Source organism: Streptococcus infantis (genome assembly GCF_047463175.1).
In the GTDB taxonomy this organism is placed as follows: Bacteria; Bacillota; Bacilli; order Lactobacillales; family Streptococcaceae; genus Streptococcus; species Streptococcus infantis_AC.
In genome coordinates, this window is sequence record NZ_JASHEJ010000006.1 from 1 (window position 1) to 10,892 (window position 10,892).

The 10,892-nt window shown below is 40.5% G+C and carries 12 protein-coding genes and 1 tRNA gene; 5 read left to right on the top strand and 8 right to left on the bottom strand.

The features are described 5' to 3' along the window. Positions 1 to 55: 55 nt before the first annotated feature. The 5 genes from QM859_RS08855 to QM859_RS08875 all read right to left on the bottom strand — a co-directional run bounded on the left by QM859_RS08855 (position 56) and on the right by QM859_RS08875 (position 3,938). Positions 56 to 127 (bottom strand) — tRNA-Glu (locus tag QM859_RS08855). Between the two features lie 137 nt (positions 128 to 264). Continuing rightward, a complete protein-coding gene (gene rpsD, locus QM859_RS08860) occupies positions 265 to 876 on the bottom strand; it encodes a 30S ribosomal protein S4 (RefSeq protein ID WP_004253981.1) in 612 nt (203 codons plus the stop codon). A gap of 206 nt (positions 877 to 1,082) precedes the next feature. Then, complete coding sequence (locus QM859_RS08865; protein WP_414262815.1) at positions 1,083 to 1,751, bottom strand: potassium channel family protein; 669 nt, start codon at positions 1,749 to 1,751, stop codon at positions 1,083 to 1,085. Between the two features lie 13 nt (positions 1,752 to 1,764). Further along, the gene (locus QM859_RS08870) at positions 1,765 to 3,141 is read right to left on the bottom strand and encodes a TrkH family potassium uptake protein (protein WP_414262816.1); all 1,377 of its coding nucleotides are present in this window, start codon (positions 3,139 to 3,141) and stop codon (positions 1,765 to 1,767) included. Between the two features lie 32 nt (positions 3,142 to 3,173). Next, positions 3,174 to 3,938, bottom strand: coding sequence for a nucleoside phosphorylase (locus tag QM859_RS08875; protein ID WP_414262817.1), 765 nt, complete (start codon positions 3,936 to 3,938; stop codon positions 3,174 to 3,176). Between the two features lie 190 nt (positions 3,939 to 4,128). Between QM859_RS08875 and QM859_RS08880 the strand changes: the two genes are divergently transcribed. The 3 genes from QM859_RS08880 to QM859_RS08890 all read left to right on the top strand — a co-directional run bounded on the left by QM859_RS08880 (position 4,129) and on the right by QM859_RS08890 (position 5,531). Further along, positions 4,129 to 4,581 (top strand): DUF3290 family protein, encoded by a 453-nt coding sequence (locus QM859_RS08880; RefSeq protein WP_414262818.1) that lies wholly within the window; start codon positions 4,129 to 4,131, stop codon positions 4,579 to 4,581. Beyond that, positions 4,578 to 5,210 carry a DUF421 domain-containing protein gene (locus QM859_RS08885; protein WP_414262819.1) on the top strand — a complete coding sequence of 211 codons (633 nt, stop codon included), beginning with the start codon at positions 4,578 to 4,580 and terminating at the stop codon, positions 5,208 to 5,210. The genes QM859_RS08880 and QM859_RS08885 overlap by 4 nt, the downstream gene beginning before the upstream one ends. Before the next feature lie 117 nt (positions 5,211 to 5,327). Beyond that, entirely contained in the window at positions 5,328 to 5,531 is a 204-nt protein-coding gene (locus tag QM859_RS08890) for a CsbD family protein (protein ID WP_006147787.1), read from the top strand. A 61-nt stretch (positions 5,532 to 5,592) separates the two neighbouring features. Here QM859_RS08890 and QM859_RS08895 read toward each other — a convergent pair whose 3' ends face one another. Beyond that, the gene (locus QM859_RS08895) at positions 5,593 to 6,825 is read right to left on the bottom strand and encodes a carbohydrate-binding domain-containing protein (RefSeq protein ID WP_414262820.1); all 1,233 of its coding nucleotides are present in this window, start codon (positions 6,823 to 6,825) and stop codon (positions 5,593 to 5,595) included. Positions 6,826 to 7,032: 207 nt separating this feature from the next. Between QM859_RS08895 and QM859_RS08900 the strand changes: the two genes are divergently transcribed. Beyond that, positions 7,033 to 7,809: a polyphosphate polymerase domain-containing protein gene (locus QM859_RS08900; RefSeq protein WP_414262821.1), complete on the top strand. Its 777-nt coding sequence runs from the start codon at positions 7,033 to 7,035 to the stop codon at positions 7,807 to 7,809. Continuing rightward, a complete protein-coding gene (locus QM859_RS08905; protein WP_414262822.1) occupies positions 7,802 to 8,485 on the top strand; it encodes a DUF4956 domain-containing protein in 684 nt (227 codons plus the stop codon). The genes QM859_RS08900 and QM859_RS08905 overlap by 8 nt, the downstream gene beginning before the upstream one ends. A gap of 28 nt (positions 8,486 to 8,513) precedes the next feature. Here QM859_RS08905 and QM859_RS08910 read toward each other — a convergent pair whose 3' ends face one another. Both QM859_RS08910 and QM859_RS08915 read right to left on the bottom strand, forming a co-directional pair. Further along, entirely contained in the window at positions 8,514 to 9,077 is a 564-nt protein-coding gene (locus tag QM859_RS08910; protein ID WP_414262823.1) for a sugar O-acetyltransferase, read from the bottom strand. Positions 9,078 to 9,222: 145 nt separating this feature from the next. After that, the coding region (locus QM859_RS08915; RefSeq protein ID WP_414262824.1) for an LPXTG cell wall anchor domain-containing protein at positions 9,223 to 10,892 on the bottom strand (1,670 nt) is incomplete at its 5' end.

Below are 10,892 nucleotides of genomic sequence, written 5' to 3' on the forward strand. Positions count from 1 at the left end.
AACAGGTTTTTTTAACTTTTTTTAATTCCTATTTCCACCAACCGCGATACACTCATAGTCCGTACGGGATTCGAACCCGTGTTACCGCCGTGAAAAGGCGGTGTCTTAACCCCTTGACCAACGGACCCTGAGCTTTTTCAACTCTTTCTATTATACCCACTTTTAGAATCTTGTCAAGAACTTGGGTTTATTTTTTTCGTATTTTTTATTTCTTCAAAGCAAAAAGCCCACTGTTGTAGGCTTTCTGTATCATATATCTTAAAATTAAAGCATCTTGTTGTAGAATTCAACGATAAGTGCTTCGTTGATTTCTGGGTTGATTTCATCACGTTCTGGCAAACGAGTCAATGAACCTTCCAATTTTTCAGCATCGAATGATACGAATGCTGGGCGTCCAAGAGTAGCTTCAACCGCTTCAAGGATTGCTGGAACTTTCAATGATTTTTCGCGAACTGAGATTACTTGACCTGGAGTTACGCGGTATGATGGGATATCAACACGTTTTCCGTCAACAAGGATGTGACCGTGGTTTACGAATTGACGAGCTTGACGACGAGTAGTCGCAAGACCAAGACGGTAAACTACGTTATCCAAACGACGTTCCAAAAGAAGCATGAAGTTGAAACCTAGGATTCCGCCCTTGATTTTTGTAGCTTGTACGAACAAGTTACGGAATTGTTTTTCACCTACTCCGTAAGTGAAACGAAGTTTTTGTTTTTCAGCCAATTGCAAACCGTATTCTGACAATTTAGAACGGTTGTTTGGTCCGTGTTGACCTGGTACGTAGTTACGACGTGCCAATTCTTTACCTGTACCTGTAAGTGAAAGGCCAAGGCGACGAGCTTGTTTCCAAGATGGTCCTGTATAACGTGACATATGTATGTCCTCCTAATATAAATATAATTTCGGCGGAAATAGTCACTTAGAAAGCCCTGATTCGTGCAGATGCCCTTCGCCTAAACAGCCAAGGTTACTTGTTATAAGACACCTGTTGACGAGCTTCATGCTTTCCTGCTGCTATTTCACACAAAGGCTATTGTACCATGAAATACTACATTTGTAAAGAGAATTTTCTATCTATTTTATTTTTCGTTAAATTTAGATAAGGTATCCAAATATTGGTTATTGATTACTGCCATCATATAGCCATCAGCTTTCAATTGATCCTCTGGACCAAACTGAACGTCTAGAGGAGCATTTTCATAGTCACGAAAACCAAGAATATTGAGATTGTATTGTCCTCGAAGATCAAGTTGACTTAGGCTCTTGCCTGACCACGATTGTGGAATTTTCATTTCGACTATCGAGACATTTTTGTCCAACTGAAAGACATCTACGCTGTTATTAAATAAAATAGTCTGCGCCAACGAACGACCCATCTCATATTCTGGTGAAATGACTGAATCTGCGCCAATTTTTTCAAGGACTTTTTTTGCTGTATAGCTTTTAACCTTAGCAATAACAGTTGGTACTCCTAGACTCTTGCAATGCATGACTGCAAGCACACTAGATTCTAAATTTTCCCCAGTTGCCACCACAACTGTATCGCAGGTATCAATTCCTGCTGAGAGCAAGAGCTCTTCATCGGTAATATCTCCAACAACTCCACGTACCAAGACTGGTTCGAACTGATTGATTCGTTCCTCATGGTCGTCAATGGCGATAATATTTATATCATGCTGAGCGAGAGCGGTAAGTACACTACTCCCAAAAATACCCAAACCTAAAATTCCAATTGTCCGATCTGACATAGTTTATCCTTTCTTATCCTATCGTAATATCTGCTTTCATATAGTGGATCATATCTTTCTTATCTGGTTGATACTCAGCCAAACTAACTAATAGCGTCAGTGGTCCAATTCGTCCAATAAACATCAGTAGCATGATAATGCTAAGAGCTAATCTACCTAACTCTGGTGTCAGATTTGCCGTCACTCCGACCGTGGCAAGGGCAGAAATTGTCTCGAACATGATGTAGATAAAGCGCGGATTCCCTTCTGCGGTTACCCCTAACAGGATCAAGCCCAGCAAGAAAGTTAGCAAGAAGATGATAAAAACACTGAAAGATTTTTGGACTGTCCGAGGTAAAATTGTTCTCCGAGCTATATTGGCATGGGGTAATCCTAAAAGTTCACTGCGTGCAAATACTAATAATACAAAGAAGGTTGTGATTTTAAGCCCCCCGGCTGTTCCACCAGGCGCCCCACCGAGAAACATTTGTAAGATATAAATCAGCAAAGTAACAGGCCGAGCCTGGGTAAAATCAATAGAAGCAAAACCCGCCGTTCTCATGCTAACTGTTTGGAAAAAACTGACTAGCAATTTATCAGGGATGCTGAGATTTCCAATCGTTCCCGGATTGTTCCACTCGATCAAGAGGGTTGAAACTGTTCCAGTAAATAAAATTCCTGCTGTCAAGAAGAGAACCAACTTGGTATGAAAGCGAAGCCGACGTTTTTTCTTGCTCAACTGTGTGGCCAGGTCAAACCAAACCATGAACCCTAGACCACCTGTGATGATCAAAGCAGCAAGCACTAGATTAATCAACGGATCAGTTTGAAAAGCTACTAAACTTGTACTTCCAAAATTATCAAAACCAGCATTACAGAAAGCTGAAATAGCTACGAAGATAGAGGTAAAAATTCCTCGGCCCCAACCAAATTCCGGAACAAAACGAAAACTTAACAAGAAGGCTCCGAGTCCTTCAACGATAAAAGTCGTCAAAAAAATCGAACGTATGAAAACCATTAAAGACTGAGTTTCTCCATAACTAAAGCTCTCCAGAATTGTTTCACGGCTACGAAGGCTGAGCTTTTGCTTGCTTTGAATATAAAAGATCCCTATAAAGGTCATGAGACCCAAACCACCAATCTGGATCAAAAACATACAGATTAACTGACCCCAGATGTTATATGTAGTAGCTACTGGTTGAGTAAAGAGTCCTGTCACACAGACCATGGATACTGCTGTAAAGAGATGGTCGAAATAGGTCGCTTGGGAGCTTGTTGCTTGCACAAATGGCAGACTCAAAAGAAGAGAGCCTGCGAGAATAACCAAAGCAAAACTTAAAAAAATTCGACGAGCAGGTGATAAACGCCCCAAGGTCGTGTTTATTTTTTCCGAAAATGATTTGAATAACATAGTTACATTGTACCATAAAACAGTTAAAGCAGTCACATATGACTAACGATTTCAAGACAGAGTTCTAAGGCCTTGTCAAAAGCTTCTGAACCCCAATCGCGACTATCATAATTTTCTAAATCCGCTAGAGAGTCGGCTGTAAACAGAAGTTGTCCCCAAACGACTCCTCGAAGCTGGGCAACTGCTGCAAGAGCTGCACACTCCATCTCCACAACTGCACAGCCTTCTTCCTTACGATAGGCAACTTTTTCAGCCGTTTCTCGGTAAAAACCATCTGTCGACCAAGTCATGACCTCTTCATAAGGAATGCCTAGTTGTTCCAAGACTTGCTTGATGGCAGAAACCGCTTCTATATGTACATCCATATAACGAGAAGGTGACGCATAATGGTAACTAGTTCCTTCATCACGCAGGGCTCGGACTGGAACCAGAAAGGCATTTTCTTCTATATTCGCTAACACGCCACAAGTGCCAGTAGAGATGATTTTCTCCACACCATAGCCAATCAACCAATCCATAAACTGGGCGGCCGGGGCAGAACCAACAGGAGCCTGAGCCAGACACACTTCCTCACCCTTGTAACTCATGACATAAACAGGATAGGTTTTAGTGGCAGACACAAACTCCCCAACGCACTCCGCCCCTACTTCCTGAGCAAAGCGGTCAATCTCCTCCTCCAAAAATGCATAGATGCACTTCTTTGGCAACTTCAAGTCTAACCCCTCATGTGTTGGCATAAGAACCGCTTGGGGGTTATCATCAAACTCTAAAATAGGAATGGCGTGTTTTTGAATCATAGACTACCTCCTCTAAATTTGTACTATTATAACAAAAGCAAAACGAAAGTCAAGGCAAGAACCTAAGTCAAATCAGAAAAATATATTTTAAATAGAAAACATCAATTAAATGCTATTTTCCTAATCATAAAATTGCTATTGCTTAGAGATTCGTTTATAATAGATTGAATTTAAAAAAGTGGAGGTTCTTATGAAATTCTATTCATATGACTATGTGCTCAGTCAGATTAGTCAACAGAATTGGGTCATGATTATTGTGTCAACGTTCTTAGTGATTGTGACTGGATTCTTTGCATTTAAGGCTTTTAAAGATAAGAGAGGAAGTAAGTTCCGTGAATTATCGATTATTTCCATTTTGACTTTAATTGCTTTTGTATTGATTAGCATTACGAATCTTCAAAACAGTCAATCCAACGATAATCAATTTCGTAGTTCCTTACACTTCATCGAGATTGTATCAAAAGAGTTAGGTGTTGATAAAAAAGATGTTTATGTCAATACTTCAGCTACAACTGATGGAGCTATTATTAAGGTTGGCAACAATTTTTATCGTGCGATTAGCGGGACTGATCAAGATAGCTATTTATTAGAAAAAATGGAACTGTATAAATCAGACGTTGAACTCGTGGAGGTTGAAAAATGATAAGCTTTTTTGCTACAATTGCGATTAAATTAGCCTTGGGGCTACTTTCTCTTGTTTTTGTTATTAACGTAACAGGGAAAGGAAATCTAGCACCAAGTTCTGCAGTAGACCAAATACAGAACTTTGTTCTCGGGGGTATTATCGGTGGGGTTATCTACAATAGTTCTATCACCATCATCCAATACATTGTTATCCTCATCATCTGGACTATTCTCATCTTGCTCCTTAAATGGCTGAATACCAATGTTTCTCTGATTAAACATCTGATTGACGGAAAACCTACTATTATCATAAAAAATGGTCAGTTAGACCCTGAAGCCTGTCGATCAAAAGGTCTTGCAGCTGCAGATGTAGCTCTTAAATTGCGCGCTCAAGGAATCTTCCAATTGAAGGATGTCAAGAGAGCTGTGATTGAGCAAAACGGACAGCTGATTGTCGTAAGAATGGGTGACGAGAATCCTAAGTACCCAATCATCACAGATGGTGTTGTCCAAGTTGAAATCTTAGAAACCATTGGCAAATCCGAGGAGTGGCTAACTGAGAAATTGAAAGAAGAAGGTTTCGAAGAAGTCTCAAATATCTTTATCGCTGAATATGATAAAGGTCAATTGAATGTTGTAACCTATTGAAAAAACAAACTGATGCCTTTCGTATCAGTTTTTTGCTTTTTAGCATAAAAGGGTATATACTTAAATTAATATCTAATGTAATTTAGATAATACAAAAAATTAACGGAGGTATCCCCCATGTCAATCGAAGAAAAATTCAACCAAGCTAAAGGTTCTGTTAAAGAAGGTTTTGGTAAACTAACTGGCGATACAAAAACTCAAGCAGAAGGAGCTGCAGAAAAGGTAGCTTCAAAAGCTAAAGAAGTTGTTGAAGATGCAAAAGAAGCTGTCGAAGGTGCAGTATCTGGCGTAAAAAACATCTTTAAAAAAGACGGAGAATAATTATTTTTCGTCCTAATAACATAAGAAAATCTCCCTTCTCTTTCGAGAAAGGAGATTTTTTTTATGGTCGTCCACCAGGATCTCCATTTCCTTGAGGGCCACCGCCAGGTGCTCCTCCGCCTCCAGGCATCGAATTGACAATCTCAGTTTGTTTTTCACCGTTGATATAAATATCACCACCTGTGTAGGTCGCTGTTCCATCAAAGTCAAAACCAGTTTGACCAGTCATTTTGATGGTTCCTCCCGTAACAGTAATGTTACCATTTGAGTCAATTGGATCCGTGTCCCCTTGACCAACTTCAACTGTCAAGTTCCCACCATTCATAGCAAAGAAGATTTCACTTTGTTGGGCGTTTTTGTTGGCTGCATTGACACCATCGTCTGTTGAATAGATGGTGATATCCCCGCCATTGATCGTGATTGATTTACCTTCAAGTCCTTCTGTTGAGTTCTTGACGGTGTAGGTCCCGCTATCGATGACCAAATCGCCTGAGGCGTGAATACCGTCATCACCAGCAGTAACAGTGATGGTATTGTCAGAGAGATACATGGTTCCAACAGAAGCATCGTCATCATTGTCTACCTTAACGCCGTCTTCCTTGGCATCGATGGTCATGGTTGTACCAGTGATGTTGAGTTCATCATTGACATTAAAGGCATCTCCTACTGATGTGATGTTGTAAGTTCCACCCGTGATATGAAGCGTATCATTGGCTTTGATACCATTATTTTTCTTGCCATCTACATTGAGAGTTCCTTTACCATTGATGGTCAAGTCCACTTTTGAGAAGAGGGCTGCATCTGCCTTTTCATCACTGTTTGAAGAAGAATCTGAGAGGCTATTGGTTGTTCCATCTGCTAAAGTTAGGTAAACATGCCCGGCTGATGTTGCAGAAACAGCTGCATTGGTATTGGTCATGGTGACACCGTTTAGAACAATATGTACATCATCAGTCTTTTCGGCTTCAATCTTGATTTGGACTCCGTCAGATTGGCCTGAAATCACATAGGTTCCTGCCTTGAAAATAGTAACAGTCGAACCTGATGCAGTAACTCCGTCTCCTGATACCGTCGCGGTTGACCCAGACAAGCTTACAGTTGCTGCTGTCTTTTCGTCATAAGAAGTATCATAGTCCTTGTCTGTAAAATAGCCAGTTTTCTTAGCATCTGCAGTGGATGTAATTGTTGCAGTACTATTGCTAGCTGTTGTATTTGAAGTTGACTGGGTACATGCTGTTACCAGTGCTAGAGTTGTTATACTCGTTAATAAGAATGTCCATTTTTTTGCTTTCATACTCATTTCCTCGTCTTTCATTTTGCATGATTCTAGTCTACGGGACTTTCCTAAAATAAGCCTAAACTTTTTCTGAAAGTTTTCTTAAGTTTAGTTTCAATTAAGTTAAATTTAACAAAAGTTTTAGATAAACTCTTTAAAATCCTAGACAAACAAGCTCGTCCTTGTTTAAAAATAGTATAACCTAAGATTAGAGGAGAAGGACTTATGAAACCAATCGAAACAACTTTTAAACGGATTGAAACCAAATATGTTGTCTCCAAAGAAATATTAGACAAACTGGTTCAGGATTTAAAGAAATATTTGGTAGAAGACGACTATCCAATTTCAACAATATCAAATATCTACTTTGACACAGAAGACTTTGATATTCTCCAAGATGAGCATCTTGGAGTCAAACGAAAAGAAAAGGTACGGATGCGGACCTATCTCAGCCAACCTAAAATAGATAGTCAAGTTTTTTTAGAAATCAAAACTAAGGACCAAGAAGGGATTGGTCGCAAGTACCGACTGCTCTCAACTCCTAGCTCCATCATCAATTTCATAACCAAAGGGCACTTGGATGCTAGCATTACTGATACAGTCGTCATTGAAAAAGTGAAAAAACTTCAGCGTGATTACAAATTCGCCATCAAGCCTCGCATGTACATCTACTACGATCGTTATTCATTAAAGGAAAAGAAATCTATCGAGGGCTGCCACTATAACAAAATCCGTATCACAATTGACCAAAATCTAATCTATAGAGATGAAACTGTCAGTCTCTTCGCGGGAAATCACGGGGCTCCTCTCTTAGATAACGACACTGTGATTATGGAAATCAAGGCCCCCGGAAACAAGCCCCAGTGGTTGCAGGACATCCTAGACAAATATAATTTGATGGAGCACAAATTTTCAAAATACAGTTGTGCTTACCATAAATCTCAAGGACTTCCTTATGCTCCTCGACCCAATATAGAAAGATCAGGTACTGCTTATGCTTAATCTATTTAATTCCATTTTCAATAACACCACTGCAAGTGCAGATCCCTTTCAACTACTGTTGGCACTTCTAGTCAGTCTAGTCCTCGGTTTGGCACTTACTTGGACCTACAAATATCGGACCCTCTACACCAGAGAATTTTCTATCAGCTTAACTCTGCTTCCCTGCCTCATGACCTTGGTTATTTTTCTGGTCAATGGGAGCTTGGGCACCTCAATTGCTGTAGCCGGAACCTTTAGTTTGATTCGTTTCCGTTCAGCAACGAGTGGTTCCCGAGAACTGATTGCCATATTCCTTGCCATGATTATCGGTTTGGCTTGCGGAACAGGCTACCTCTTCTTGGCTATTCTCTTTACACTCTTTATCTTGGGCGTTTGGTTCCTTTTGGAAAATCAACAGATCAAAATTGACAATCAACGCCGTAGACTTTTGACAATCACGGTAGCCAATCAAGACAAGGTACAGGAAGTTATCCAATCATCTCTTAACCAATTCTGCTCAGAAGTTGACATGATTACAATGAATAGCACTAACGCAGGTGATAATCTAACAATCGTCTATGAAGTCGAGCTAAAATCTGATACCGATGACTTCCAAGTCGCTAGCTATCTTACACGCAACATTGCTGAATGCGATGTGGCTCTCACTAAAAAAGCTAAAAAGAGAAAAAATCTCTAGCAAAAAAGAACAGCATTTCGCTGTTCTTTTAATTTTCTTTGACTGGAATTTCTTTGATAACTCGTGCTGGGTTGCCTGCCAGAACTACATTATCACCAAAAGATTTAGTAATGACAGCTCCTGCTCCTGCAACAACGTTATCACCTAGTGTAACACCTGGAAGAACAATAACCCCACCACCTGCCCAGAAGTTCTTGCCGATTGTAATTGGTTTCCCAAATTCTAAACCTGAATTTCGTTCATCTGGATCCAGTGGATGAAGGGGTGTTAAAAATTGGCAGTTTGGACCAATCATAGCATTGTCGCCAATGGTAATAGGACAAACATCCAACATGGTCAGATTCCAATTGGAATAGAAATTTTCTCCCAAATGAATATTGACCCCATAATCCACTACCAAACGAGTATTGACATAGAGGTTTTCACCAGTTGAACCAAACCAGCCTTTGATGATTTCCATACCTTTTATTGGATTGGCTTCTTCATTAAAGGAAGCTTGCTTTTGTCGTGCTGTTTGTGCTAGAGCACGAAGTTCTGAATCGAACGGGCGATAGGGTTCTCCCGCAATCATTTTTTGGTATTCACTTTTCATATCTTAATATCCTTGTTTATTTTACAAGATTGTAGCATAGTTCTATCCTTAAAACAAGCAGCAAAGAGATAAAAAAACTAGTACATCTTTGGATGTACTAGTTTTTAATTAGAAAGGTGACTTTCTCACTATTCTACAGAGTTGATTAGTCTTCTTTCTTTTTACGAGCGATAAGTCCAAATCCACTCAAGACACCTACTAAACCAAGAGCAGCAAGGCTAGCGTGGTCTTCAGTACCAGTATTTGGCAATTGGTCAGTTACCCAAACTACCTCTTCAGCTACTGGAGCTGGTTTTTCTGGATCTGGTGTTGGAACTGGATCTGGCGTTGGTACTGGATCTGGCGTTGGCACTGGATCTGGTGTTGGTACTGGATCTGGCGTTGGTACTGGATCTGGTGTTGGCACTGGATCTGGTGTTGGCACTGGATCTGGCGTTGGAACTGGATCTGGTGTTGGCACTGGATCTGGTGTTGGTACTTTCTCATAAACATGCTCTGTATCACCGTTTGGAAGTTTCTTAGTCTCTACGAAGCGGTAACCTGGAATATCTCTATTAGGATTTTCACCGTCTTCGATTGGATAACCTGGAATCTCGTTACCTTCCTTATCCTTATGACTAGTCTTCACTTTTTCGTAGACATGTTCTGTGTCACCGTTTGGAAGTTTCTTAGTCTCTACGAAGCGGTAACCTGGGATATCTTTCTTAGGTTGTTCACCGTCTTCTGTTGGGTTACCTGGAATTGGTTTACCATCTTTGTCTACAAACGTAGTAACTGGGGTTACAGTTGGGGTGTATGTTGCAGAAGCTTTTGTTCCGTTCATATCTTCACGCACAACTGTCACTGATGGAGCAGTTCCAGTAAATTCTGGTTCTGGTTTAAAGGTTACTGTTCCATCTGGAGCTACTGTGTATGTACCGACTCCTTCAACAGTCTTAGTTGTTGAACCATCTTCAAATGTAGCTGGAACATCATCATTCATAGGCACACGGCTATCGCCTTCCTTGAATGTTGGTTTGCCAGATTGTTCTTTACCTTTTGGTCCAATAGATGTAACAGGTTCTGCTGTTGGTGTTACTGGAGTTACAGTTGGTGTGTACTTAGCTGTAACTGGTGTACCATTCTTGTCTACACGTTTAACAGTCACGCCTGTTCCTGTTCCTGTGAATGATTTTTCTGGTACAAATGTAACTGTTCCGTCTGGGGCTACTGTGTAAGTTCCCTCACCTGGAACTACCTTAGTTGTTGAACCATCTTCGAATGTTGCTGGCGTATCATCATCCATTGGTACACTTGGGTTACCTTCTGTAAAGTTAGGCTTACCTGTTTGTGTTTGACCTTGAATATCTGTTGATGTTGCTGGTTCCGCTGTTGGTGTTACTGGAGTTACAGTTGGTGTGTACTTAGCTGTAACTGGTGTACCATTCTTGTCTACACGTTTAACAGTCACGCCTGTTCCTGTTCCTGTGAATGATTTTTCTGGTACAAATGTAACTGTTCCGTCTGGGGCTACTGTGTAAGTTCCCTCACCTGGAATTACCTTAGTTGTTGAACCATCTTCGAATGTTGCTGGCGTATCATCATCCATTGGTACACTTGGGTTACCTTCTGTAAAGTTAGGTTTACCTGTTTGTGTTTGACCTTGAATATCTGTTGATGTTGCTGGTTCCGCTGTTGGTGTTACTGGGGTTACAGTTGGTGTGTACTTAGCTGTAACTGGTGTACCATTCTTGTCTACACGTTTAACAGTCACGCCTGTTCCTGTTCCTGTGAATGATTTTTCTGGTACAAATGTAACTGTTCCGTCTGGAGCTA

Bases quoted from the DNA above. Each gene is read 5' to 3' on its own strand.
- QM859_RS08865 (WP_414262815.1), bottom strand. From the start codon at position 1,751: ATGTCAGATCGGACAATTGGAATTTTAGGTTTGGGTATTTTTGGGAGT.
- QM859_RS08870 (WP_414262816.1), bottom strand. From the start codon at position 3,141: ATGTTATTCAAATCATTTTCGGAAAAAATAAACACGACCTTGGGGCGT.
- QM859_RS08880 (WP_414262818.1), top strand. From the start codon at position 4,129: ATGAAATTCTATTCATATGACTATGTGCTCAGTCAGATTAGTCAACAG.
- QM859_RS08890 (WP_006147787.1), top strand. From the start codon at position 5,328: ATGTCAATCGAAGAAAAATTCAACCAAGCTAAAGGTTCTGTTAAAGAA.
- QM859_RS08900 (WP_414262821.1), top strand. From the start codon at position 7,033: ATGAAACCAATCGAAACAACTTTTAAACGGATTGAAACCAAATATGTT.
- rpsD (WP_004253981.1), bottom strand. From the start codon at position 876: ATGTCACGTTATACAGGACCATCTTGGAAACAAGCTCGTCGCCTTGGC.
- QM859_RS08905 (WP_414262822.1), top strand. From the start codon at position 7,802: ATGCTTAATCTATTTAATTCCATTTTCAATAACACCACTGCAAGTGCA.
- QM859_RS08895 (WP_414262820.1), bottom strand. From the start codon at position 6,825: ATGAAAGCAAAAAAATGGACATTCTTATTAACGAGTATAACAACTCTA.
- QM859_RS08875 (WP_414262817.1), bottom strand. From the start codon at position 3,938: ATGATTCAAAAACACGCCATTCCTATTTTAGAGTTTGATGATAACCCC.
- QM859_RS08885 (WP_414262819.1), top strand. From the start codon at position 4,578: ATGATAAGCTTTTTTGCTACAATTGCGATTAAATTAGCCTTGGGGCTA.
- QM859_RS08910 (WP_414262823.1), bottom strand. From the start codon at position 9,077: ATGAAAAGTGAATACCAAAAAATGATTGCGGGAGAACCCTATCGCCCG.